The 23,884-nt window shown below is 72.9% G+C and carries 22 protein-coding genes and 2 pseudogenes; 14 read left to right on the top strand and 10 right to left on the bottom strand.

What is annotated here, in order from left to right; genetic code table 11:
* Positions 1 to 165: 165 nt before the first annotated feature.
* From ACH4T9_RS21880 to ACH4T9_RS21865, 4 genes and pseudogenes are all read left to right on the top strand, one after another.
* Positions 166 to 1,482, top strand: a pseudogene (locus tag ACH4T9_RS21880) (M14 family metallopeptidase); the annotation flags it as partial.
* Positions 1,483 to 1,882: 400 nt separating this feature from the next.
* Positions 1,883 to 2,821 carry an ABC transporter substrate-binding protein gene (locus ACH4T9_RS21875; protein WP_396671574.1) on the top strand — a complete coding sequence of 313 codons (939 nt, stop codon included), beginning with the start codon at positions 1,883 to 1,885 and terminating at the stop codon, positions 2,819 to 2,821.
* 34 nt (positions 2,822 to 2,855) lie between these two features.
* On the top strand, positions 2,856 to 3,932 hold the full coding sequence (locus ACH4T9_RS21870; RefSeq protein WP_396671573.1) for a FecCD family ABC transporter permease: 1,077 nt from the start codon (positions 2,856 to 2,858) through the stop codon (positions 3,930 to 3,932).
* Complete coding sequence (locus tag ACH4T9_RS21865) at positions 3,929 to 4,738, top strand: ABC transporter ATP-binding protein (protein ID WP_396671572.1); 810 nt, start codon at positions 3,929 to 3,931, stop codon at positions 4,736 to 4,738. The genes ACH4T9_RS21870 and ACH4T9_RS21865 overlap by 4 nt, the downstream gene beginning before the upstream one ends.
* 51 nt (positions 4,739 to 4,789) lie before the next feature.
* Here ACH4T9_RS21865 and ACH4T9_RS21860 read toward each other — a convergent pair whose 3' ends face one another.
* From ACH4T9_RS21860 to ACH4T9_RS21845, 4 genes are all read right to left on the bottom strand, one after another.
* Positions 4,790 to 5,554 (bottom strand): VOC family protein, encoded by a 765-nt coding sequence (locus tag ACH4T9_RS21860; protein WP_396671571.1) that lies wholly within the window; start codon positions 5,552 to 5,554, stop codon positions 4,790 to 4,792.
* A gap of 143 nt (positions 5,555 to 5,697) precedes the next feature.
* A complete protein-coding gene (locus tag ACH4T9_RS21855) occupies positions 5,698 to 6,435 on the bottom strand; it encodes an ABC transporter permease (RefSeq protein ID WP_396671570.1) in 738 nt (245 codons plus the stop codon).
* A 16-nt stretch (positions 6,436 to 6,451) separates the two neighbouring features.
* Positions 6,452 to 7,393, bottom strand: a complete 942-nt coding sequence (locus tag ACH4T9_RS21850) for an ABC transporter ATP-binding protein (protein WP_396671569.1) — start codon at positions 7,391 to 7,393, stop codon at positions 6,452 to 6,454.
* A 163-nt stretch (positions 7,394 to 7,556) separates the two neighbouring features.
* On the bottom strand, positions 7,557 to 9,569 hold the full coding sequence (locus tag ACH4T9_RS21845; protein ID WP_396671568.1) for a HelD family protein: 2,013 nt from the start codon (positions 9,567 to 9,569) through the stop codon (positions 7,557 to 7,559).
* A gap of 205 nt (positions 9,570 to 9,774) precedes the next feature.
* Between ACH4T9_RS21845 and ACH4T9_RS21840 the strand changes: the two genes are divergently transcribed.
* From ACH4T9_RS21840 to ACH4T9_RS21830, 3 genes are read left to right on the top strand one after another with little or no spacing between them, the layout of a single operon-like run.
* Positions 9,775 to 10,356: an ArsR/SmtB family transcription factor gene (locus tag ACH4T9_RS21840; RefSeq protein ID WP_396671567.1), complete on the top strand. Its 582-nt coding sequence runs from the start codon at positions 9,775 to 9,777 to the stop codon at positions 10,354 to 10,356.
* Between the two features lie 60 nt (positions 10,357 to 10,416).
* Positions 10,417 to 11,757, top strand: coding sequence for an MFS transporter (locus tag ACH4T9_RS21835; protein ID WP_396671566.1), 1,341 nt, complete (start codon positions 10,417 to 10,419; stop codon positions 11,755 to 11,757).
* A 33-nt stretch (positions 11,758 to 11,790) separates the two neighbouring features.
* Positions 11,791 to 12,642, top strand: a complete 852-nt coding sequence (locus ACH4T9_RS21830; RefSeq protein ID WP_396671565.1) for a menaquinone biosynthetic enzyme MqnA/MqnD family protein — start codon at positions 11,791 to 11,793, stop codon at positions 12,640 to 12,642.
* A 323-nt stretch (positions 12,643 to 12,965) separates the two neighbouring features.
* On the opposite strand, the gene ACH4T9_RS21825 is transcribed toward ACH4T9_RS21830, so the two are convergent.
* Both ACH4T9_RS21825 and ACH4T9_RS21820 read right to left on the bottom strand, forming a co-directional pair.
* Positions 12,966 to 13,916 (bottom strand): hypothetical protein, encoded by a 951-nt coding sequence (locus tag ACH4T9_RS21825; RefSeq protein WP_396671564.1) that lies wholly within the window; start codon positions 13,914 to 13,916, stop codon positions 12,966 to 12,968.
* Positions 13,916 to 14,896: a hypothetical protein gene (locus ACH4T9_RS21820; RefSeq protein ID WP_396671563.1), complete on the bottom strand. Its 981-nt coding sequence runs from the start codon at positions 14,894 to 14,896 to the stop codon at positions 13,916 to 13,918. Before ACH4T9_RS21820 ends, ACH4T9_RS21825 begins: the two co-directional genes overlap by 1 nt.
* A gap of 372 nt (positions 14,897 to 15,268) precedes the next feature.
* On the opposite strand from ACH4T9_RS21820, the gene paaA reads away from it, so the two are divergent.
* The 6 genes and pseudogenes from paaA to ACH4T9_RS21790 form a co-directional block, all read left to right on the top strand.
* Positions 15,269 to 16,336 (top strand): 1,2-phenylacetyl-CoA epoxidase subunit PaaA, encoded by a 1,068-nt coding sequence (paaA, locus tag ACH4T9_RS21815; RefSeq protein ID WP_387020738.1) that lies wholly within the window; start codon positions 15,269 to 15,271, stop codon positions 16,334 to 16,336.
* Positions 16,333 to 16,617: a 1,2-phenylacetyl-CoA epoxidase subunit PaaB gene (gene paaB / locus ACH4T9_RS21810; RefSeq protein ID WP_396671562.1), complete on the top strand. Its 285-nt coding sequence runs from the start codon at positions 16,333 to 16,335 to the stop codon at positions 16,615 to 16,617. The genes paaA and paaB overlap by 4 nt, the downstream gene beginning before the upstream one ends.
* The gene (gene paaC / locus ACH4T9_RS21805) at positions 16,614 to 17,339 is read left to right on the top strand and encodes a 1,2-phenylacetyl-CoA epoxidase subunit PaaC (RefSeq protein WP_396671561.1); all 726 of its coding nucleotides are present in this window, start codon (positions 16,614 to 16,616) and stop codon (positions 17,337 to 17,339) included. Before paaB ends, paaC begins: the two co-directional genes overlap by 4 nt.
* A 173-nt stretch (positions 17,340 to 17,512) precedes the next feature.
* A complete protein-coding gene (paaD, locus tag ACH4T9_RS21800) occupies positions 17,513 to 17,986 on the top strand; it encodes a 1,2-phenylacetyl-CoA epoxidase subunit PaaD (RefSeq protein ID WP_396671560.1) in 474 nt (157 codons plus the stop codon).
* Complete coding sequence (paaE, locus tag ACH4T9_RS21795; RefSeq protein WP_396671559.1) at positions 17,983 to 19,092, top strand: 1,2-phenylacetyl-CoA epoxidase subunit PaaE; 1,110 nt, start codon at positions 17,983 to 17,985, stop codon at positions 19,090 to 19,092. The genes paaD and paaE overlap by 4 nt, the downstream gene beginning before the upstream one ends.
* 683 nt (positions 19,093 to 19,775) lie before the next feature.
* Positions 19,776 to 19,865 (top strand): annotated as a pseudogene (locus ACH4T9_RS21790) (DUF397 domain-containing protein); the annotation flags it as partial.
* A gap of 20 nt (positions 19,866 to 19,885) precedes the next feature.
* Here ACH4T9_RS21790 and ACH4T9_RS21785 read toward each other — a convergent pair.
* The 4 genes from ACH4T9_RS21785 to ACH4T9_RS21770 are packed head-to-tail and all read right to left on the bottom strand — an operon-like array spanning position 19,886 to position 22,433.
* Positions 19,886 to 20,725, bottom strand: a complete 840-nt coding sequence (locus ACH4T9_RS21785; protein ID WP_396671558.1) for an ATP-grasp domain-containing protein — start codon at positions 20,723 to 20,725, stop codon at positions 19,886 to 19,888.
* Positions 20,726 to 20,761: 36 nt separating this feature from the next.
* Positions 20,762 to 21,490 carry a hypothetical protein gene (locus ACH4T9_RS21780; protein ID WP_396671557.1) on the bottom strand — a complete coding sequence of 243 codons (729 nt, stop codon included), beginning with the start codon at positions 21,488 to 21,490 and terminating at the stop codon, positions 20,762 to 20,764.
* An 8-nt stretch (positions 21,491 to 21,498) separates the two neighbouring features.
* Positions 21,499 to 22,266: an N-acetylmuramoyl-L-alanine amidase gene (locus ACH4T9_RS21775; protein WP_396671556.1), complete on the bottom strand. Its 768-nt coding sequence runs from the start codon at positions 22,264 to 22,266 to the stop codon at positions 21,499 to 21,501.
* The gene (locus tag ACH4T9_RS21770; RefSeq protein ID WP_396671555.1) at positions 22,266 to 22,433 is read right to left on the bottom strand and encodes a hypothetical protein; all 168 of its coding nucleotides are present in this window, start codon (positions 22,431 to 22,433) and stop codon (positions 22,266 to 22,268) included. The genes ACH4T9_RS21775 and ACH4T9_RS21770 overlap by 1 nt, the downstream gene beginning before the upstream one ends.
* Positions 22,434 to 22,564: 131 nt before the next feature.
* Between ACH4T9_RS21770 and mqnC the strand changes: the two genes are divergently transcribed.
* Positions 22,565 to 23,755 (top strand): cyclic dehypoxanthinyl futalosine synthase, encoded by a 1,191-nt coding sequence (mqnC, locus tag ACH4T9_RS21765; RefSeq protein WP_396671554.1) that lies wholly within the window; start codon positions 22,565 to 22,567, stop codon positions 23,753 to 23,755.
* The last annotated feature ends 129 nt before the right edge of the window (positions 23,756 to 23,884 follow it).

Below are 23,884 nucleotides of genomic sequence, written 5' to 3'. Positions count from 1 at the left end.
GCTTGGAGGGAAGTTTCGCCAGATGTTGAGGGATGGAAAACCGTTGCCGATGTGAGGATCAGGTCGGGATGGGGAAAGAAGCGAAACATATTGATATGACCATGTGACAGGTGGTGAAGTGTGCCTCACAGAACGGGATCACCCCGTGCCCTGAGGAGGTTGTCCATGGCCTTCCGTACCCCCGTCCGCCTGCGTCGCGCGCTGGTGCTCGCCACCGCCGCCGGCCTGGGCCTCACCGTCGCCACCGGCCCGGTCTCCGCGCGACCGGCCCCGGAGAGCACCGCCGAGCCGGCCGCCGCCGAGTACCGGGTGCTCGGCCCGCGCACCCTGGCCGACCGCAACGCGGTGGCCCGCACCGGCGCCGCCATCGACTCCAGCGAGCACGGCATCCTGCACGTCTCGGCCACCACGGACGAGGCGGCGGCGATCCGACAGCTCGGCTTCCGGCTCGAGAAGGAGGTGGTCCCGGCCGCCCCCGCCGGGGAGATCGGCACCCTGGGCTTCCCGTCCGCCGACTCGAACTACCACGACTACGCCGAGCTGACCGCCGCGGTCAACAAGGTGGTGGCCGACCACCCGACCATCGCGCGCAAGACCAGCATCGGCCGGTCGCACGAGGGCCGGGACCTGATGGCGGTGAAGATCTCCGACAATGTGGCCACCGACGAGGCCGAGCCGGAGATCCTGTTCAACTCCCAGCAGCACGCCCGCGAGCACCTGACCGTCGAGATGGCGATCTACCTGCTCAACTTGTTCACCGACAGCTACGGCAGCGACTCCCGGGTCACCAATATCGTCAACTCCCGGGAGATCTGGATCGTTCCCACCGTCAACCCCGACGGAAGCGAGTACGACATCGCCACCGGGTCGTACCGGTCCTGGCGCAAGAACCGGCAGCCCAACAGCGGCTCGACGGCGGTCGGCACCGACCTGAACCGGAACTGGGGCTACAAGTGGGGCTGCTGCGGCGGCTCGTCCGGCTCCGCGTCGTCGTTGACCTACCGCGGCCCGTCGGCCTTCTCCGCCCCGGAGACGCGGGCGATGCGCGACTTCGTCAACAGCCGGGTCGTCGGCGGGGTGCAGCAGATCAAGGCCAACATCGACTGGCACACGTACTCGCAGCTCATTCTCTGGCCGTTCGGCTACACCACGGCGAACACCACCACCGGGATGACCGCCGACCAGTACAGCACCTTCGCCACGCTCGGCCAGCGGATGGCGGCCACCAACGGGTACACCCCGGAGCAGTCGAGCGACCTCTACATCACCGACGGCGACAGTCTCGACTGGATGTGGGCGACGCACGGCATCTGGGCGTACACCTTCGAGATGTACCCCGGCTCGTCCGGCAGCGGCGGGGGCTTCTACCCGCCCGACGAGATCATCCCCGCCCAGACCTCGCGGAACAAGGAGGCGGTCCTGCTGCTCTCCGAGTACGCCGACTGCCCGTACCGGGTGATCAACAAGGAGGCGCAGTACTGCGCCTGACCGTCCTGCGGGGTGGGGTCCGGGCCGGGCCCCACCCCGTGACGGGGCGTGCGCGCAGAGAGATGGCTCCTGGCTCAGCCAGGTGTGCGCGGAACGTGCGCTACCGTGACACCGACCATTCCGCAGCGAATCCGGTGTGAATCCGGCGCTGTCCCGCAACTGTGATGCCCCACCCGTGGCGTCCCGCCCCTGCCGGGGCGGGCGTGGGACCGGCCACGACGGCCGGCTCCTTCCAGGCGTCGGCCGGTCGGCCGACGCCGCCGTGTGTGGCGAGCCAGGTCGCCTGCGGCGCGGTCGCGACACGCGCTCTCGAGGAAGGGCGCCTCGCGGACGGGCATCCGCACCACGGCTCCTGTCGGCGAAGCACCACGCTCCTCGACCGACAGGAGGACATGTGTTCCGACGTACCCCCCGGCTCTTCGCCGTGACCCTCGCGGTGGCCGCGCTCGCGCTCGGAGCCTGCGCCGAGAAGAGCTCCGACGACACCCCCGCCGCAGGCGGCGGCTCGGAGGCCGCCGCGTTCCCGGCCACCGTCGGCAAGCTGACGCTGGAGAAGCGTCCGGAGAAGATCGTTTCGCTTGCGCCGAGCGCGACCGAGATGCTCTTCGCCATCGGCGCAGGCAAGCAGGTCACGGCCGTCGACGACCAGTCGAACCACCCGCCGGAGGCGCCGAAGAGCGACCTGTCCGGCTTCCAGCCGAACGCCGAGGCGATCGCCGGCAAGAGCCCCGACCTGGTGGTGCTCTCCGGCAACACCAACAAGATCGTCGAGCAGCTCACCACGCTGAAGATCCCGGTGCTGCTCACCCCGGCGGCGGTCACGCTGGAGGACTCCTACCGGCAGCTCACCGACCTCGGCACGCTCACCGGCCACCCCACCGAGGCGGCCGACGTGGTCCGGCGGATGAAGGACGACATCGCCAAACTGACCAAGGACCTGCCGCAGCGGTCGACGAAGCTGACCTACTACCACGAGCTGGGCCCGGAGCTGTACAGCGCGACCAGCAAAACCTTCATCGGCTCGATCTACGCCCTCGCCGGCCTGGAGAACATCGCCGACCCGTCGGACGCCGACGGCCGCAACGGCGGTTACCCGCAGCTCTCCCAGGAGATCATCGTCAAGGCGAACCCCGACTTCGTCTTCCTGGCCGACACCAAGTGCTGCAAGCAGAGCCCCGAGACGGTCAAGGGGCGCAGCGGCTGGGCCGGCGTCACCGCCGTCAAGAACAACCAGGTCGTCGCCCTCGACGACGACGTCGCCTCGCGCTGGGGCCCGCGGGTCGTCGACCTGCTCCGGGCCGTCGTCGACGCCGTGGCCAAGGTGCCGGCGTGACCCTGGACGGCGGGCGTTGAGCGGGCCCACCGCCGTGCGGAAAGCACCGACCCCCACCCCCGTGAGCCGGCCGGCCGGGCTGCGGCCCGGCTGGCTGGCCGCGGGGGTGGTGGCCGTGCTGATCGCGCTCGTCGCCGGGGTCTCCCTCGGCCCGGTCAGCCTGCCCCCCGGCAGCGTCGCCGCCGAGCTGCTCAACCTGCTGCCCGGGGTACGCCTGGACAGCGGCCTGACCGAGCGCGAGATCGCCATCGTCACCGAGCTGCGGCTGCCCCGGGTGGTGCTCGGGCTGCTGGTCGGCGGTCTGCTCGCCCTGGCCGGCGGCTGCTACCAGGGTGTCTTCCGCAACCCACTGGCCGACCCGTACCTGCTCGGGGTGGCGGCCGGGGCCGGGCTCGCGGTCACCGCCGTGATCGCCCTCGGCGCCGGGGCGGGCGGCGCGCTGACCGGGCTGCCGGTCACCATTCCGCTGGCCGCGTTCGTCGGCTCGCTCGGCGCGGTCGCCATGACCTACCTGCTCGGGGCGGCCGGCGGGCGGGAACGCTCGACGGCGACGCTGATCCTGGCCGGGGTGGCCGTGTCCGCGTTCCTCTCCGCCGGGCAGACGTACCTGCTCCAGCGCAACTCCGACACCATCCAGCAGGTCTACTCGTGGCTGCTCGGCCGGCTCGCCACCGCCGGCTGGCACGACGTCCGGCTGGTTCTGCCGTACTTCCTGCTCACCACGGTCGTGGTGCTGCTGCACCGCCGCGAGCTGGACGTGCTGTCCGTCGGCGACGACGAGGCCAGGGGCCTCGGCCTGCACCCGCAGCGCTCCCGGTACCTGCTGATCGCCGCCGCCTCGCTCGGCACCGCCGCCGCGGTCTCCGCGTCCGGGCTGATCGGCTTCGTCGGGATCATCGTCCCGCACACCGTGCGGCTGCTCGCCGGGTCCAGCTACCGGGTCGTCCTGCCGCTGTCCCTGCTCTTCGGCGGGGCGTTCCTGGCGCTGACCGACGTGGTCGCCCGGACCGCCGCCGCCCCCGCCGAGATCCCGATCGGCGTGGTCACCGCGCTGCTCGGCGGCCCGTTCTTCGTGCTGGTCCTGCGCACCGCCCGCCGGGTGCTCACGTGAGCGCCTCCGCCCCCGCCGGCCCGCCGCCCGGCGCACCCGCCGTCGAGGTGCGTGACCTGCACGTCACCCTGGACGGTGCGCCGGTCCTGCGCGGCGTCGACCTGCGCGTCGAGCCGGGCGGGTGGGTCACCGTCATCGGCCCGAACGGCGCCGGCAAGTCGACCCTGCTGCGCGCCGTCGGCGGCCTGCTGCCCGCGCCGGGGGCCATCTCCCTGTTCGGTACGCCGAGCGAGGCGCTGCGCCGCCGCGAGCGGGCCCGGGTGCTGGCCACCGTCGCCCAGTCCCCGGTGGTCCCGGCCGGCATGTCGGTCTTCGACTACGTGCTGCTCGGCCGGACCCCGTACATCCCGTCGCTGGGCCGGGAGTCTGCCGCCGACCTGGCCGCTGTGCGGGACGTGCTGGACCGCCTCGACCTGGACGGCTTCGGCCACCGTGAGCTGGCCACCCTCTCCGGGGGCGAGCGGCAGCGGGTCTTCCTGGCCCGGGCGCTCGCCCAGGGGGCCACCCTGCTGCTGCTCGACGAGCCGACCAGCGCCCTGGACATCGGCCACCAGCAGGAGGTGCTGGAGCTGGTCGACCAGCTCCGCCGCGAGCACGGCCTCACCGTCCTCGCCACCATGCACGACCTCTCCCTGGCCGGCGAGTACGCCGACCGGATGGTCCTGCTGGCCGCCGGTCGGGTCGCCGCGGCCGGGCCGCCCCGTGACGTGCTCACCGAACACCTCCTGGCGACCCACTACCGGGCCTCCGTCCGCGTCCTACCCGGGGAGCACGGCCCTCTGGTGGTCCCCGTCCGCCCCCGCTGACGGGGGGTCCCTGTCGGAGTCCTCCCGCCGGCCGGGCCCCGCGTGCCGGGCTCAGTCGGCGAGGGCGATGACGGAGAAGAGGGCACCCTGCGGGTCGCGGAGGGCGGCGAGCCGACCCTGGGGGATGTCGCGGGGCGGGACCAGGATCGTGCCGCCCAGCTCGGCGGCCCGGGCGGCGGTGGCGTCGGCGTCCGCCACGGCGAAGTAGACGGTCCAGTACGCCGGCAGATCGGCCGGAAAGCCGTCGCCCAGCGGCGGGATCATCCCGGCCACGATCCGCCCGCCCAGCCGCCACCCGGTGTACGTGACCGGTTCCGTCGGCTGCTCCTCCGGATGCCAGCCGAAGACCAGATCGTAGAAGACCTTCGCGCCCTCCGGGTCCGGGGTGACCAGCTCGTTCCAGCTCATCGCCCCCGGGGCGTTGAACAGCTCCGCCCCCGGGTGGGCCATCGGCTGCCAGACGCTGAACACCGCGCCGGCCGGGTCGGCGAAGACCGCCATCCGGCCCTGGTCGAACACGTCGAACGGGGTGACCAGCACCTGCCCCCCGGCCGCCTCCACCCGGGTGGTGACCAGGTCCGCGTCGTCGGTCGCCACGTACGTCGACCAGATCGGCACCTGGCCCGGGGTGGCCGGTGGCCCGGCGCCCGCCACCGACCGGCCGTCGGAGAGGAAGGTGGTGTAGCCGGCGGCCTCCGGCTGCGGGGCGATCCGGCCGGTCCAGCCGAACAGCTCCGGGTAGAAGCGCCGCGCGCCCGCCAGGTCCGGGGTGGCCAGGTCGGCCCAGCACGGCGTGCCCGGCGGGACGGTGCTCACACTGACCCCTCTCGCAGGGGGCGGCCCCGGCGGGACACCCTGCCCGCATCCTGGCATCGCACCCGGGCCGGGCGGGCGAAATTAGGACGAACTGACCCGGGTGGCGTCGACCTCCCGGCCTCCGCGTGATGCCGTCGGACGGGTCAGTGGAAGCGGCGACCCTCGTCGCGCCGGTACGCCCACCCGGCGAGCGCCGCCAGCCCCACGATCCAGACGCCGAGCATGGCCACCGAGAGCGGCGCGGGACGCCAGGGACCGACCGCCGCCCACATCAGCTCGACCGCGCCCCGGGTCGGCAGGTACGGCGCGATCGTTTCGACGAACGCGGGCGCGCTGCCCGGGGCGGAGAGCAGCCCGCCGCCGAACGCCAGCGGGAAGAAGACGACCTGGGCCACCACGATCGCCGCCTTGCTCGGCAGCGCGTACCCGATGGCCAGGCCCAGCAGGGTGAACGGCACCGAGATCAGCGCGACGGCGGCGACGGCGAGGCCGAACGCCCCGGGGCTGATCCGGGCGTCGGTGAGCAGCGCCGCGATCACCACCACCGGCAGCAGGGAGAGCAGGGTCAGCGCCAGCCCCGCGAGTACCCGGCCGGCGAAGCGCGGCGCAGGCCCGGCCGGCAGCGTGCGGGTGTACGGGTTCCAGGGCTGGGCGCGGTCCTCGGCCACGCCGACGCCGTACTGGAAGATGTTGGCGCTCATCACCGCGAAGGTGACCATGGCGGCGGTGGCGTAGGTGGCTCCGGTCGGATCGTCCCCGGCGAACGGGACCACGAAGAAGAGCATCGACACGGCGGGGAAGAAGGCGCTGCCGAAGACCGCCACCGGGATACGGATCGTCTCCAGGAGCTGGTAGCGGGCGTGCACGAGGGTGAGTCTCACGGGAACCGGTGTCTCCTCAGGCGGTGGCGGGCTGGCCGGCGTGGTCGGCGGCGGTCGGTGGGGCGCCGGCTCCGCCGGGGACGGCGTCCTGCCCACCCGGTGCGGTGATCGCGAGGAACGCCTCCTCCAGCGAGGTCGGGCGCACCTCCAGGTCGTGGAACGGCGCGCCGCTGGCCACCAGCGCCCGCACCAGCCGGTCGGCGTCGGTGGTGAGCAGGTGGGTGCGGTCCTCGACGCGCTCGACCCGGACCACCCCCGGCAGCGCCGGCAGGTCGGCCGCGACCAGGCTGACCCGGCGTACGCCGACCACCCCGCGGATCGCCTCGGTGGTGTCGTCGGCCAGCACCCTGCCCTGCCCGATCACCACCACCCGGTGCGCCAACGCCTCCACCTCCTCCAGGTAGTGGCTGCTCAGCAGCACGGTGCCGCCGTCGGCGTGGAAGCTGCGGATCGCCGCCCAGAGGCTGTGCCGGGCCTCGACGTCCAGCCCGGTGGTCGGCTCGTCGAGGACCACCAGCCGGGGCCGGCCGACGAAGGCGAGCGCCACGGCCAGCCGGCGGCGCTGACCGCCGGAGAGCCCGCCGGTCTGCCGCCGGACCTGGTCGGTGAGGCCGAACCGGTCCAGCAGTTCGCCCCGGGGGACCGGGTCCGGAAAGTGGGCGGCCACGAAGTCGACCACCTCGCCGACCCGCAGCGTGCCGGGCAGGCCGGTCTCCTGCGGGGTGACCCCGATCTGCTGGCGGTGGGCGGGGTCGCGCGGGTCGCCACCGAACAGCTCGACCCGGCCGGCGGTGGGCCGGCGCAGCCCGACCAGCAGGTTCAGCAGGGTGCTCTTGCCGGCACCGTTCGGGCCGAGCAGGCCGACCAGCTCGCCCGCACGCACGTCGAGGCTGACCCGGTCGAGGGCGAGCACGTCGTCGTACCGACGGGTGGCCTGGTCGGCGCGGGCGAGGATCATGACGGCTCCTTCGAGTTGGCCGGCGGACAGTTGCCGCCGCCCTATGGTGCACTCCCCGTCCACCACTGGGGACAGAGGCCTTCGGCAGGTCCCGCGATCGCCCAAGTCGGTGCGGTGCGGCTGACCCGTCGCACAGGACGTGGCCAGACCGGCCGTGTTCGACTCAGCCCAGCGGGGCCGGGAGGGGGGTCGTGTGCAGCACCGTCAGGCGGGAGACCGCCCGGGTGAGCACCACGTACAGCCGGTGCAGGCCGCGCGGCTCGGCGGCCACGATCGCGGCCGGCTCGACGACCACCACGTGGTCGTACTCCAGGCCCTTGACCAGGGTGGCGGGGACGACGGTGACCCGCGCCGCGGTCTCCACGTCGTCGGCGGTCGCGGTGTCGATCCCCGCGCCGGCCAGCGCCGCGCGCAGCCCGGCCACCGCGTCGTCGGCGGCGATCACGCCGACCGAGCCGTCGTGCGTCAGCGCCGCCCGCACCTCGGCCACCGTCGCCGCCGGCAGGTCGTCCACCGTACGCACGTCCAGCGCGCCGTCGCGGCGCAGCGACTCGGCCGGGGGCACGTCCACCTCCAGCGCCGGCAGCAGCCGGTTGGCGAACGCCACCACGGCGGCGGGGACCCGGAAGCCGATGCTCAGCGGCACCACCACCGCGTCCGGCTTGCCCAGGTGGGCCAGGGACTCCCGCCAGTCGCGGGCGGCCCACGGGGCGGTGCCCTGGGCCAGGTCGCCGAGCAGGGTGATCGAACCGTGCTCACTGCGCCGGGCGAGGGCCCGGCACTGCATGGGGGACAGGTCCTGCGCCTCGTCGACCACCACGTGCCCGAAGCCGGCGGGGCGCTCCAACAGCCCGGCGGCCTCGTCGACGAGCACCGCGTCGGCGGCCGTCCACTTCGTAGCCTTCGGGGTGCGCGCCGGTCTCGCCCAGGTCAGCAGCGCCTGCTCGGCGTCGGTGAGCACCCCGTCGGCGGCCGTCGCGAGCGCCGCCGGGTCGGCGAGCAGGGAGTACACCAGCCCCTCCGGGGTGAGCGCCGGCCAGGCCGCGTCCAGGAAGTCGGCGACCGGGCGGCACTTGCCCATCCGGCGCAGCCAGGCGTCACCCGGCGACTCGGCCCGGCGGGCCTCGGACTGGCGTTGTAGCAGGCCGACCACCCGGGCCCGGACCCGCTCCCGCCCGGTGGCGTACGGCAGCCCCTCCCGGCGGGTCTCCTCGACCAGCCGGTGCAGCGGGTCGAGGCCGATCCGCCAGCGGAACGACCCGTCGGAGACCATGATCGGCTCGGTCGGCGCGGCGATCCGCGACTCGACCGCCCGGCTCAGCACCTCGGCCATCCGCGGATCATGCTTGAGGATCGCCACCGCCGGGTCCTCGCCCGCCCATACCGGCATCCGGGCGATCAGGTCCTCCACGGTCGCCTGCTCGACCTCGACCTCGCCGAGCGCCGGCAACACCGCCGCGATGTACGACAGGAACGCCCGGTTCGGCCCCACGATCAGCACCCCGGAGCGGCGCAGCCGTTCCCGGTGCAGGTAGAGCAGGTACGCCGCCCGGTGCAGGCCGACCGCCGTCTTCCCGGTGCCCGGCGCCCCCTGCACGCAGATCGAGTCGGCCAGGTCGGCGCGGACCAGTTCGTCCTGCTCCGGCTGGATGGTGGCGACGATGTCCCGCATCGGCCCGACGCGGGGGCGCTCGATCTCGGCGGTGAGGATGCGGCTGGTCGTACCCAACTCCTCGCCCCGGTCCAGCCGCTCGTCCTCGAAGCTGGTCAGCGCGCCACGGTCGAAGCCGAAGCGGCGTCGCACGGTGACGCCCTGCGGGTCGCGGGCGCTGGCCCGGTAGAACGCCCGGGACACCGGCGCCCGCCAGTCCAGCACCATGGGCTCGCCGAGGTCGTCGGTGACGTGGCGGCGGCCGATGTGGTGCTCCTCGTCGCCGAACGTGAGCCGGCCGAAGAACAGCGGGGTGTCGGGTTGGTCGGCCAGTTCAGCGACGCGGCGGGACAGGGTGCGTCCCAGCATCTCGGCCGTGTACGCGTCTCCGGCGACGTTGTGGCCGGTGGCGAAGAGCGCCTCGGTCCGTTCGCGCATGCGGGCCAGCGCGGCGCGGGACACGTCCAGGTGGGCCCGTTCGGCGGCAAGTTCGGTGTCGAGTGAAACGGGTGCGTGCAGGGTCATCCGACGTACTCCTCGGCGCGGGGAACAAACGCTGCCGCTCGCGTTTCCGGCGCAAAGGCCGGCGCGGGGACGTCCGCTGCGGTGTTCGACACCGCGGCCGTCGGCGGGGCGAGCAGTCTACGCCCCGTCGGGCTGGCCCGGCAGGCGGTTTACCGGGACGAGTCATCGGTTGGCCGGGCCGCCCCTGCGCCGGGATCATGGGGCCATGACCGAGGCACGGCCCGAGCGGCAGCGGGTGACGATCAGCGATCCGCAGGTGATGCGGGCGTTGGCCCACCCGGCCCGGCTCGCGATCATGGAACATCTCGCCTCGCTTCCGGGTGGGGCCACCGCCACCGAGTGCGCGGAGCTGGTCGGGCTCTCGCCGAGCGCGACCAGCTACCACCTGCGCGCGCTGGCGAAGTTCGGCCTGGTCGAGCAGGCGCCGAGCCGGGGGGACGCCCGGGAGCGGGTGTGGCGGGCGTTCAGCCCGTCCTACTACGTGGAGGCGGGCCAGGCGGCCGACTCCGAGGCGCGGGCCGCCGTCCTGGCCCTCGTGGAGGCGCACATCGCGCGGGACACGCAGCGGACCCGGGACTGGCTCCGCCGGGCGCCCGAGGAGTCCCGGGAGTGGTACGCCGCCGGCTCGTTCAGCGACAGCGTGCTGCTGCTCACCGCCGAGGAGCTGGACGCGCTCAACAAGGCCGTCCAGGGCCTGCTGGCGCCGTACCGCCGCCGGCTGCGGTCGGACCCGCCGGCGGGAGCGCGCACCGTCGCGGTGCAGTGGCGGTCGGTGCCCATCGACTGAGCGGGGCACGGCGGGCGGTAGGGATTGCCAGCGGCAAGTGTGAAGGATTATTTTCGAAGCATGTCCTTCGCATCTGACCGGTCGCGCTGGTCCGACGTCTGGCTCGCCACCGTCGCCCGAGGCGTCTCCAGCTGCGGGGACTTCCTTGCGGCGAGCGCCCTCACCCTGGCCCTACAGTCCGCGGGGGCCGGCGGGACGGCCGTGTCGGGGCTGCTGATCGCGGCGACCCTGCCGCTGGTCGCGCTCGCCCCGCTGACCGGGCGGCTCGCCGACCGGGTGAGCTCCCGCACCCTGCTGGTGGGGGCCGGTCTGGCCCAGGCCGCGATCTGCCTGGCCCTCGCGTACACCCGGCACCCAGCCCTGGTGATCGGCTTGGTGGCGCTGCTCGCGGCCGGCCTCGCGGTCACCCAGCCGGTGCTCTCCGCGCTGGTGCCGGCGATGGTGCGGCCGGCGGACCTGCCCCGGGCCAGCGCCCTCAACCAGACCGCCGGCACCCTCGGCGCGCTCGCCGGCCCCGCGCTGGCCGGTCTGCTGGTCGGCGGGTTCGGCACCCGCCTGCCGCTGCTCGTGGACGCCGCCAGCTACCTCGTCCTGGTCGCCGCCGGCCTGCTGATCCGGACGCGCCGGGGCGGCGCCCGGTCCACCGCCCGGGTGAAGCCCGGGGCGGGGCCGACGCCAGGGGCGGAGCCGGCGACGCACGGGGCCGGGCCGACCGCAGAGGCCGGGCCGACCGCAGAGGGCTGGCGGCTGCGTCGGGACCGGCTGCTCGTCGCGATGGTGGCCTCGCTCGCCGGGGTGATCGGCGCGGTGGGGGCGATCAACGTGATCGAGGTGTTCTTCATCCGGGAGACGCTGGGTAGCTCCACCACGGTCTACGGGCTGGTCACCGGGTCCTGGACGCTCGGCGTCGTGCTGGGCGCGTGGGCGTTGACCCCGCTGGCCCGCCGGATCACCGACGACGGCCGGCTGCTCGGCACGGGCCTGCTCCTGCTCGGCGGCTGCTGCGTCGCGGTGCTGGTCTCCGCCGCGGTGCCGTCCGCTTGGCTGCTGGTCCCGGTCTGGCTGCTCGGCGGGGTGGCCAACGGCGGGGACAACGTCCTGAACAACGTGCTGCTGGCGCGTCGGGTGCCGCAGGTCGCGCTGGGCCGGGCGTACGCCGTGTTCGGGGCGGCCACCCAGGGTGCCTCGATGGTCGGGTTCGCGGCGGGCGGCCTGCTGCTGGAGCTGGCCGAGCCCCGACCGCTGGTGGCGGCGTGCGGCCTCGCGGGGACGCTGGCGGTCGGGGCGTTCGCCGTCCCGGTCGCCCGGGCAGCTCGCGCGGAGCGTGTCGCCGCCGCCCGGCGGGGCGGGGCGGTCCCGGGGGCGGATGCGGAATTGGCCACTTCGAGAGCCGCCCGCTGAGCCCCGGACGGGCTGCGGGGATACGGTCGCAGCATGGCTGACCGCATCGCCCGCCCCCGCGTCGGACACATCCAGTTCCTGAACTGCCTGCCGATCTACTGGGGTCTGATGCGCTCCGGTGCCCTGATCGACGTCGACCTGCACAAGGACTCGCCGGACCGGCTCAGCGCCGCGCTCGTCGCCGGAGACCTGGACATCGGGCCGATCTCGCACGTCGAGTACCTGCGCCACGCCGACGAGCTGCTGCTGCTGCCCGGCCTCGCGGTGGGCAGCGACGGCCCGGTGCTCTCGGTCAACGTGGTGTCGACCCGGCCGCTGGCCGAGCTGGACGGCGGTCGGGTGGCCCTCGGCTCGACCTCCCGCACGGGCGTGCTGCTGGCCCGGCTGCTGCTCGGCGAGCGGTACGGCGTGAACCCCGAGTACTTCCGCTGCCCGCCCGACCTGACCCAGATGCTGCTGGAGGCGGATGCCGGAGTGCTGATCGGCGACGTGGCGCTGCGGGCGCTCTACGAGGCGCCCCGGCGCGGCCTGGAGGTCACCGACCTCGGCCAGGCCTGGCGGGACTGGACCGGCCTGCCGATGGTCTTCGCCGTCTGGGCGGTACGCCGGGACTTCGCCGCCGCCCACCCCGGCCTGGTGAAGGAGGTGCACGAGGCGTTCCTGCGCTCGCGTGACCTCTGCCTCGCCGAGCTGGACCAGGTCGCCGAGGCCGCCGCCCGCTGGGAGCCGTTCGACGCCGAGACCCTGGCCACGTACTTCCGGGCGCTGGACTTCTCGCTCGGTGAGCGGCAGGTGGCCGGGCTGCGCGAGTTCGCCCGCCGGGCGGCCGAGATCGGCGAGGCCCCGGCCCTGCCCGAGGGCGGCCCGGAGTTCTTCGCCGGCTGACGGCGCGGCCTGTACGCGTGCGCGGCTACCCGTACGCGCCCGGCCTGGGCCGCCTCGGGCTCGGGCTGGTCTCGGCTGGGCCGGCTTGTGGCTCGGGTTGGTTTGGGTTGGTTTGGGACCGGCTCGGGTTGGTTTGGGGCTGGCTCGGGTTGGTTTGGGACTCGGCTCGGGCCGCCCCGGGCCGGCCAACCCTCCTCCGTTGCCGCATGTGGAGCTGCCCCGTTCGTGCTACCGCCGCCCCGGTAGCGCAAACGGGGCAGCTCCACATGCGGTGCCGAGCGGCACCCCGTGGTCCGGCCGCGAGGGGGCCGAGGGGCCCGCCGTCAGGTGGTCGAGCGCAGTACCGCCTCGGTGATCTTCTGACAGTTCTTCATGCCGTACTCGTAGCCCATGTTGATCGGGTAGCGGACCATCACGCCCATCGTCCAGTTGTCGCCGATGGCCAGGCAGTTGATGTGCATCTCCTGCTCCTTGGTCCGGTCGATCCAGCCGTTCTTGATGGCGATCTTCTTCCGTTCCGCCTCCGGGAACGCCTTGCGGATGCCGAAGTCACCGGCACCCCGGACGAGCCGCATCTCGTTGATCAGCCACTTCGTCCATTCCGGGCCGGCTGCGCGACCGTCGGAGATGCACGCGCCGAGTCGCGCGGTGTCCCGGGGGGAGAGGGCGGTCCGGCTCCAGCCCCCGTCGGCCGCGACGCTGCTGTCGGTGGTCTTGCAGATGGAGATCAGCCGCTTGATCGACGCGGACCGGCCGACGGAGTTGTAGAACTGCTCGGCCCGGGTGTTGTCGCTGTCCCGGATGATCCGGGTGGCGTCGGCGAGCTTCGCGTCGCTCGGCGCCTGCCCGGCCTTGTCGGCCAGGCGCAGGTAGTCGGCGACGATCCAGGCCTTGATCAGCGACGCGGTGGTGTTGGTCTCGTCCATGTTCTCCGAACCGATGATCTTCCCGGTCCGGGTGTCCAGCACGCTCCAGGCGTACCAGCCCTTGATGTCGAGGTCGATCTGCTTGTCGGCGAACGGCAGCGGCTCCGGCGACGGCGACGGCGACGGGCTGGCCGTGGGGCTGGGACGCGAGCTGCGGTCCGGTGCCTCGGCGGCCGCGCGGTCGACCGGGGCGGACGGGTCACCCCACTCGGCGGTGGCGGCTGAGGCCAGCGGGGAGCCGGGCATCAGCCGCAGCGACACCAGCACCAGCCCGATCAGGACGACGGCGATCACGATCAGCCGCAGCGGAGAGGCGTCCCCGTCGCGGGCCCGGCGGCTGCCCGCCATCAGAGCTTCCCGATCGGCTGCTGCGGCACCTTGAGCGCGGCACCCGGCTGCGGGGTGACCAGCTGGGTCGCCACGCCGGCGCAGACCTTCGCGCCGTAGGACAGACCGCTCTTCTGCGGGTAGCGCAGCATGACGGCGAGGCTCCACTTCTCGGTGACCGTGAGGCAGTTGACGTGCCAGTTCCCGTCGTAGTTCAACGGCGTCCAGCCGTTTTTGATGCTGACCGGGCCCTGCGCCTTGATCTCGGCGGGCAAACCGTCGACGATTCCCCACCTGCCGCCGCCGGACTTGAGCTGCTGCTCCTTGACGCTGCCGCGGACCTTGCTCATCTCGTCGAGCACCCACTTGGTCCACTTCGGCCCGGCCGCCTTGCCGTTGGCGATGCAGTCGCCGAGCCGGACGGCGTCCCGGGGGGACATCCGGGTGAAGCTCCAGTAGCCCTCGTACCCGGAGACGTTGCCGCGCTTGGTGTCGGTGAGGCCGCAGATGCTGATGGCCCGCTTGATCACCGGGTTCGGCTGGCCGTTCGGATACACCTTGTACGAGCCGCCCGCCGCGCGGTGGACGGCGTTCGCCGCGTCGTCGTTGCTGTCCCGGATGGCCAGGCTCGCCTGCTTCTTCAGCGTGGCGGAGGGCTCCTTGTCGCCGAGCTGGCGCAGGTAGTCGGAGACGATCCAGGCCTTGATCATCGACTCGGTGGAGTTGGTCGAGGCCAGGTTCTTCGAGCCGGAGATGGTGCCGGTGGTTCGATCCAGCAGGGCCCAGGAGAAGAACTCGCCGGAGAAGTTCATCGTGACCGGGCCGGCGGCCAGGGTCGGCGGCGGCGGGGCGGTCGGCTCGGGTGCCGCCACGCTCTGCGTGCCCCCGCCTGATCCGCCGGTGTCGTCGTCGGAGAACTGGGCGTAAGCGGCGGGAACCAGCATGGCGCTGCCGAGGAGGACCGCCACGACGGCGAGCACCATGGCCACGCGAGGTCGCATGAGTGGATGAGCTCCAGATGTCAGGGCCGGGGGGCCCGGTCGTTTTCCGAAAGGGTCGGCGTGATCGCCGAGGCCGGGGGAAGCGGCCTCCGTCTGGCGCTGGCAATCGTCGGCAGCCGATCGGTGTGACCGGCAAAGTCTACGTCCGGACGGCCCTGACGCCAGGATCCGACGCCTGTCAGGTTGCTATGAAGGCGGGATAATCGCCCGCTTTGCCGTCCTTGGTGGCTTTCACCTTCGTTTAGTGACCCATGTCATAGCCCCGATTCGACCTGCGCCGACACCGAAAGTGACAGTCCGTGACGGAAGGTGTCTTCGGAAACCTATGACACCCTCTGGTGCCAGAAGTTGCGAGCTGTAACACTTGCTGTCATGTATGGCAACGACTTCCCCGCCCCGGACGACGCGCCCGGCGGCAGCCTGCTCGGCGAGGTGGAGGCGGCGGAGGCGGCGCTGCGGGAGGCGGCGGCCCGGCGGCGCGGTGGCGCCCCCGGCCCGGACACCGACCTGGAGGCGTACTTCGCCGACGTGATCGACGCCGACCAGAAGATCGAGCCCCGCGACTGGATGCCCGAGGCGTACCGGAAGACGCTGATCCGGCAGATCGCCCAGCACGCGCACTCCGAGATCATCGGGATGCAGCCGGAGGGGAACTGGATCAGCCGGGCGCCCTCGCTCAAGCGCAAGGCGATCCTGCTTGCCAAGGTGCAGGACGAGGCCGGGCACGGCCTCTACCTGTACGCCGCCGCGGAGACCCTCGGCATCAGCCGGGACGAGCTGGTGCGGCTCCTCCTCGACGGGCGGCAGAAGTACAGCTCGATCTTCAACTACCCGACCCTGACCTGGGCGGACGTGGGCGTGGTCGGCTGGCTGGTGGACGGCGCGGCGATCGTCAACCAGGTCCCGCTCTGCCGCTGCTCCTACGGGCCGTACGCCCGCGCGATGATCCGGGTCTGCAAGGAGGAGTCGTTCCACCAGCGGCAGGGCTACGAGATCCTGCACATTCTGGCCCATGGCACCCCCGACCAGAAGGCGATGGCGCAGGACGCGGTCGACCGCTGGTGGTACCCGTCGCTCGCCATGTTCGGCCCGCCGGACGGCGACTCCACCCACTCCGCGCAGTCGATGGCGTGGAAGATCAAGCGGTTCTCCAACGACGAGCTGCGGCAGCGCTTCGTCGACATGTGCGTGCAGCAGGCCGAGATCCTCGGCCTCACCCTGCCCGACCCCGCCCTGCGCTGGAACGACGAGCGGCAGGCGTACGACTACACCCAGCCCGACTACGACGAGCTGATGCGGGTGATCAAGGGCCAGGGGCCGTGCAACCGGCAGCGGATGGAGCACCGCCGCCGCGCCCACGCCGACGGCGCCTGGGTGCGCGAGGCTGCCACGGCGTACGCCGCCAAGCAGGCGGAGAAGAAGGAGAAGGTAGCCGCATGACCGAGCAGTCCCCGCTCTGGGAGGTGTTCGTGCGGGCCCGGCGCGGGCTGGCGCACACCCACGTCGGCAGCCTGCACGCCCCCGACGCCGAACTGGCCCTGCGCAACGCCCGGGACCTGTACACCCGTCGCCAGGAGGGCGTCTCGATCTGGGTGGTGCCGGCCGGCGCGATCACCGCGTCCAGCCCGGACGAGAAGGACGCCTTCTTCGACCCGGCGGCCGACAAGGTCTACCGCCACCCCACCTTCTACGAGGTCCCGGACGGGGTGGCCCACCTGTGAACGGCCCCTTCGACTTCGCCCTCGCCCTCGGCGACGACGCGCTGGTCGCCGCGCAACGGCTCGGGGAGTGGACCACCCGCGCCCCCGAGATGGAGGAGGACATCGCGCTGGCCAACGTCGCCCTCGACCAGCTCGGCGCGGCCCGGCTGCTGCTCACGTACGCGGGCGAGCTGGAGAGCGCCGGCCGGGACGAGGACGCGCTGGCGTACCTGCGCGACGACCGGGAGTTCCGCAACTGCCTGCTGGTGGAGCTGCCCAACGGCGACTTCGCGGTGACCGTGGCGAAGCTGTTCTTCCTGTCGGCGTACCAGCTCCCGCTGTACGCCGCGCTGGCCGGCTGCGCCGACGAGCGGCTCGCCGCGATCGGGGCCAAGACGCGCAAGGAGTCCGCGTACCACCTCGACCACGCGTCGCTCTGGGTGCGGCGGCTCGGCGACGGCACCGCCGAGTCGCACCGCCGGATGCAGGCCGCCGTCGACCAGGTCTGGCCGTACGTCCACGAGCTGTTCGCGCCGTTCCCGGGCGCGCCGGTCGACCCGACCACCCTGCGCGCGACGTTCGACGCCGCAGTGGACCCGGTGCTCGCCGAGGCCACGCTGTCCCGGCCGGCGGACGGCTGGGCGCCGGCCGGCGGGCGGGACGGCCTGCACACCGAGCACCTGTCGTACCTGCTCACCGAGATGCAGGTGCTGCACCGCGCCCACCCGGGGGCGAACTGGTGAGCGCGAGGAGTGCAGCGAAGCGGAGCCCCGCAGTCGGGAACGGCGGGCGGCCGTGGTGAGCGCGAGGAGTGCAGCGAAGCGGAGCCCCGCAGTCGGGAACGGCGGGCGGCCGTGGTGAACGCGAGGAGCGCAGCGAAGCGGAGCCCCGCAGTCGCGAGCGAAGCGTGGCACCGGTGAGTCCGAGGGAGGCCGTGGCGGCGGTGGTGGACCCGGAGATCCGGGTGATCACCATCGACGAACTCGGCATTCTGCGGGCGGTCGACGAGGACCCGGCCACCGGCCGGGTGGCCGTCACCATCACCCCCACCTACACCGGCTGCCCGGCGATGGACGTGATCCGCGCCGACATCCGCCGGGCGCTCGCCGCCGCCGGCCACCCCGACGCCGAGGTCCGCACGGTCTACAGCCCGGCGTGGAGCACCGACTGGATCTCCGAGACCGGTCGGGCGAAGCTCGCCGACGCCGGCATCGCGCCGCCGGCCCCGGTCCCGTCCGGTCCGGTCGTGCCGCTGACCCTCGCCGTCCGCTGCCCGCGCTGCGGCTCCCCGGAGACCGAGCAGATCAGCCGGTTCGGCTCCACCGCCTGCAAGGCGCTCTGGCGCTGCCGTTCCTGCTCAGAACCCTTCGACCACCTGAAGGCGCTGTGACTGTCACGATCACCCGCCCGGCCCGTCGCCGGCCGGCCTTCCACCCGCTGCCCGTCGCCGCCGTCGACCGGCTCACCGCCGACGCCGTGGCGGTCACCTTCGCCGTGCCCGAGGAGCTTCGGGAGACCTTCGCGTTCCGCGCCGGCCAGCACCTCACCGTGCGGCGCGTCGGGGAGGACGGCGAGGACGTGCGGCGGTCGTACTCGATCTGCTCGACGCCCGACGATCTGGCCCGGCACGGCCGGCTGCGGATCGGGGTGCGGGAGATCCCCGGCGGCGCGTTCTCCGCGTACGCCTGCGGTGCGCTGCGGCACGGCGACACCGTCGAGGTGCTGCCCCCGCTCGGGCACTTCACCACGGCGTTCGCGCCGGACCGGGCCCGCCGCTACGGCGCGGTGGTCGCCGGCTCCGGCATCACCCCGGTGCTCGCGCTGGTCGCCACCGCCCTGGCCATCGAGCCGGCCAGCACCTTCACCCTGGTGTACGGCAACCGCTCGGCGAACTCGGTGATGTTCGCCGAGGAGTTGGCGGACCTGAAGGACCGGTACCCGACCCGGCTGCACCTGGTGCATGTGCTCTCCCGCGAGCGGGGCGAGTCGCCGCTGCTGTCGGGCCGGATCGACGCCGGGCGGCTGGGTTGGCTGCTGGAGACCATCGTGCCGGGCGACGCGATCGAGGAGTGGTTCCTCTGCGGCCCGTACGGGATGGTGGTCGACGCGAAGGCGGTGCTGGCGGAGCGCGGCGTGCCGGAGTCGGCGGTGCACACGGAGTTGTTCCACGTCGCCGAGGCCCCCGCGCCGCCGCGCCGCCCGGCCGACCGGCCCGGTGCCGGGGCGGAGGTGACGATCGTGCTCGACGGCCGGTCGTCGTCTTTCACGATGGGTCGTGAGGAGCGGGTCCTCGACGCGGCGCTGCGGGTGCGCGGCGAGCTGCCGTACGCGTGCAAGGGCGGGGTCTGCTCGACGTGCCGGGCGAAGGTCGTCGACGGCGAGGTCACGATGGCCCGCAACTACGCGCTGGAGCCGGACGAGGTGGCGGCCGGATACGTCCTGACCTGCCAGTCCAGCCCGGTCACCGACACCCTCACGATCGACTACGACGCCTGACCTGCTTGTCAGGTCGTCGCGAGAGCTGCGGTGGCCGACGGTCAGCTGCGGGCGGGTGCTGCAGCTCTCGCATCGTCAGGGGGAACGTGGTCGCTCTCGGTTTCCTCCCTTTCCCGCACTTGGGATGAGCGGATTGCCGTGATCGCTGCTGCGGATGCGGCGGCGAGGAGTGCGAGTGCCAACCAGGGCAAGGGTGGCGGTCAGCCGCCGTGGCGGACGTGGGCCGAACGGGGGCACGCCTCGGAACGATTGCGGGACCTGGCGGCTGCGGGTGGCATGGGGGTGCGAGTGGCTGGCGGGGGAACAGCAGTGCCCCGGCAAAGTCGCGGATTGTCCGCCCCGCCCTGCCCGCCCTCGCCGAACCCGCCCAAGCTGTCCATATTCTGGGAATTCCGTTCCGCAGTTTAGGATGACCGGAGATCTTGGTAGCAAATGGCCCCTCCAGGGGCCACTTCGTTCCAAGATCTCCCGCGCGGTCAGTCATGGCCTGGCCTGGCGTCGAAAGTGGGGCTCCTGGTCGTGGTGCATGGCATGAGGGCCTGGGCCTCGGTTCGAGAACTCGATGACCTTCTGGAGCGGTGCTGCCTGCGCTCCCATCGGGCGCACCGGCAGTCGGGGTTCTCGCACAGCCCGGACGGAACCGGTTCCGCCGGCCGACGATCTTCATCGATCCAGGGCCGAGGATGAGCATCCCTGAGCTGTCGGGCGCGACCTGGCGCAAGTCCACCCGCAGCGGCTGCAACGCCGACTGCGTGGAAGTGGCCACGCTGGCGCGCCCCGCCGCCGGTTGCGCTCAGGCCAGCAGCGGGGTGAGCAGGCGTGCCGGGTCGACGGTGGTGGGCCGGTCGCTCACCTGGCCGTCCCCCAGCTCGATCACCCGCCACACCCCGTCGTCGCGCAGCGCCAGGTCGACCGTGACGAAGGGCAGTCCCAGGCCGGCCACCAGCGGCGCGACGGCGGTCAGGTCGGGGTCGACGGCGGGGGGTCGGTCCGGGGTGTCCGGGTGCGGGCCGACCAGCACGCACCGGCCGTCCCGCCACCAGGTTCGCACCTCCGCCGAGGTGAACAGCTCGAAGCGGCGCAGCACGAAACCGCCCACGAAGTCGTCCTCGCGGAGCTGCCTGAACCGGCGGGCCACCGCCCAGGCGGCCTCGGGGTCGGCCAGATCGGGTACGAAGGCCGCCTCGTCCCAGTGGTGCTTCATCGACTTGCAGTAGTCGCGGAGCACGGCCGGGCCGTCGCCCAGCGTGGCGCGGGCCCGGTCGAACGCGCCCCGCCCGTCCCCCACGGTCCACGTCGTGGCCGGCGTCACGGGCCTCAGCTCCGGGTACCAGCCGGGCAGTTCGTGCGCCCGCCGGTACTGCTCGGCGCCGGTACGCAGCGTGACGCCCCGCGCGGCCAGCGCGTCCGCGAAGGCGGCGTACCGCTCGGAGCGGAGCATCCAGCCGCGGTAGACCGCCTCGGTCTCCTCGGGCAGTTGTCGCAGGGCGGCGTCGGCGTCGCCCCGGGCGAGCGCGTCGTGGTCGACGACCGAGACCGGCACGCCGGCCTCCCGGGCGGTCGTCGCCTCCGGCGCGAAGTGCGGTTCCGGCCGGCGGGGCCGGAGCGGGTCGGCGGGTACCAGCAGCAGCATCCCGCCATCCTTCCCGGGCCCCGCCCCCGCCTGGCGTCAGCTCGGGGCCTTGACCTGGCCGTCGAAGGCGATGCTGCGCCACAGGTCGAACTGGCGGTCGTTGCCGACCAGGGGGTTGCCGACCAGCGCGACGGCGGCGGTCACCTCCTCGTCGTTGCGGAGCTGGCGGAAGTAGCCGGCACCGACCAGTGCGATGCCCCGGCCGGGTGACTGGATCAGCCTCATGTCGTCCTTCCAGAGGTCGAGCGGGGGTGGGGTGGTCTGCCCGCGGGCCCGGGCGATGAGCGCCTGCGCGGTGGCCTGCGCGGCGTCGTAGCGGTCCGGGAAGGCGGAGCGCTGTACGCCCTGCGCCACCCGCCCGGCCGACCAGCCGGGGTTGGCGGCGGCCAGCGGGACGGCCCGGACGAAGAACGAGTTGGCCGCGTACGCCACGTTCATGATCTGCGCGGGGGTGCCCCAGCCCTGGGAGGGACGCTGCTGGAACACGCCCAGCGAGTCGGAGTCGCCACAGGGCAGGTTGTTCATCCGCGACTCCACCCAGCCGGCCTCGAAGCCGGCGAGCAGCACCCGATCGTTGACCGACAGCCCGGTGGCGACCTGGTAGACGGCGGTCAGGACGGCGTCGTCGGCGTTCGGTGGGATCGACGAGCAGGCGGCCTGGGCAGGCTCGCCGGAGGCCGCCTGGGACAGCCCGACGCCAGTGGCGACCAGGGTGGCTCCGCTGGACACCAGGGCGAGCGCCTGGCGGCGGGAGTATGTGTTCATCGTCGGTGTCAGGCCGACGGGGCCTTGACCTGGCCGTCGAAGGCGATGCTGCGCCACAGGTCGAACTGGCGGTCGTTGCCGATCAGGGGGTTGCCGACCAGCGCGACGGCGGCGGTCACCTCCTCGTTGTTGCTGAGCTGGCGGAAGTAGCCGGGGCCGACCAGGGCGATGCCCCGGTTGGTGGACTGGATCAGCCTCATGTCGTTCTCCGTGAGGTCGAGAGGTGGGTTGCCGGCGAGCTGGCGGGCCACGTCGGCGCGCATCGAGTCGAGGTCGATGAAGGAGGGGTCGATCTTGCCGCTGGTGCTGGTCTCCCGGTGGCCCCGGGCGTAGCTGGCGTCCCGGCCGAGCCGTCGCAGCACGGCGGCGGTCGCGAGCACCGAGGCGGAGTACTGGGCGTTGGTCATGGCCTGGTTGACCCCGTTGTAGTCGATCTCCCAACCGACCATCAGGGTGTTACCGTCGCCGGCCGGGATGGGGCCGCTGCCCCGGCTGACGCCGGCGTGGTTGGCCCGTCCGCCCGAGATGACGTGGAAGACGCCGTTGTAGTCGACCAGCGCCTGACAGAGCGGGCCGGGCAGGTCGGACCGGCCGTTGATGCAGATGTTCAGGGCGGGGTGCGGGTTGGCGGCGCTGGAGGTGGACGCGGTGTGGTGCCAGAGCACGCCGATCGGGGCGAACGAGCTGCCGGCGACCCGGCCGAGCCAGTTGCCGTGTTCGACCACGGTGACGCCGGCGCCGCGGAGCACGTCGGCGAGCCAGGGGATGGTGGCCATCAGGCCGTGATCAGGTCGGCGAGACACTCCGGGGCCGGGGTGGTCGCTGCCTGTGCCGGCTGGCTCACCGTCGCCAGGGCCAGCGCGGTCGCCGCGAGAGGCACGAGGGCGAGCAGCGTCCGGCGGGGTAGTGGGCGAGGGGCGGGGGGAGTCAGGTCCGTGATCATTCACGCATGCTAATTGATCGATCAATCCCGGGTAAGTCCCCCGCGCTTGCGGTCGCCCGGGGCGGGCTGTGTCCTGGTCGACAGGAGTCCGGTCCGGCCGGCCGGGGGCGGGGCGACGTAGGCTCGGGGGCGTGAGTGTGAGCCGGGAGATCGACGACATCCTGCAGCGCGGCGCGGACGGCGGGCGGATCACGCCCGAGGAGGCCCTGCTGATCTACACCGAGGCGCCCTTCCACGCCCTCGGTGAGGCGGCCGACGCGGTGCGTCGGCGGCGCTACCCCGACGACATCGTCACGTACCTGATCGACCGCAACATCAACTACACGAACGTCTGCGTGACGGCGTGCAAGTTCTGCGCCTTCTACCGCGCCCCCAAGCACAAGGAGGGGTGGACCCACCCGACCGAGGAGATTCTGCGCCGCTGCGGCGAGGCGGTCGAGCTGGGCGCCACCCAGGTCATGCTCCAGGGCGGCCACCACCCCGACTACGGGGTGGAGTACTACGAGGAGCTGTTCTCCTCGGTGAAGAAGGCGTACCCGCAGCTCGCCATCCATTCGATCGGGCCGAGCGAGATCCTGCACATGGCCAAGGTCTCCGGCGTCGGCCTCGACGAGGCCATCGCCCGGATCAAGGTGGCCGGGCTGGACTCGATCGCCGGCGCCGGCGCCGAGATGCTGCCGGACCGGCCGCGCAAGGCCATCGCGCCGCTCAAGGAGTCCGGCGCGCGCTGGCTGGAGGTCATGGAGCTGGCCCACCGGCAGGGCCTGGAGTCGACCGCGACGATGATGATGGGCACCGGCGAGACCAACACCGAGCGGATCGAACACCTGCGGATGATCCGCGACGTGCAGGACCGCACCGGCGGGTTCCGGGCCTTCATCCCGTGGACGTACCAGCCGGAGAACAACCACCTCAAGGGCCGCACGCAGGCCACCACGCTGGAGTACCTGCGGCTGGTCGCGATGGCCCGGCTGTTCTTCGAGACCGTCCCGCACCTCCAGGCGTCCTGGCTGACCACCGGCAAGGACGTCGGCCAGCTCGCCCTGCACATGGGGGTGGACGACCTCGGCTCGATCATGCTGGAGGAGAACGTCATCTCCTCGGCTGGCGCCCGGCACCGCTCCAACCTGCACGAGCTGATCGGCATGATCCGCTCGGCCGACCGCATCCCGGCCCAGCGGGACACCCTCTACCGCCGGCTCGCGGTGCACCGCACCCCGGCCGACGACCCGACCGACGACCGGGTGGTCTCGCACTTCTCGTCGATCGCCATGCCGGGCGGCGGGGCTGGCCGGCCGCTGCCGCTGGTCGAGGTCAACTGACCCACCGCGCACCGGCGGACACGCTGGGCGAGCGCTCACCGGCCGGTCGGCCGGTGAGCCGATCGGCGGTCCGGACAGTTCTGCTCGGCCTGTCGGACCTGGTGTGCGTCTTGTCGTCCGAAAGGGTCG

This window comes from Micromonospora sp. NPDC020750 (genome assembly GCF_044334565.1).
In the GTDB taxonomy this organism is placed as follows: Bacteria; Actinomycetota; Actinomycetes; order Mycobacteriales; family Micromonosporaceae; genus Micromonospora.
This window is presented reverse-complemented; position numbering and strand designations above follow the sequence as displayed.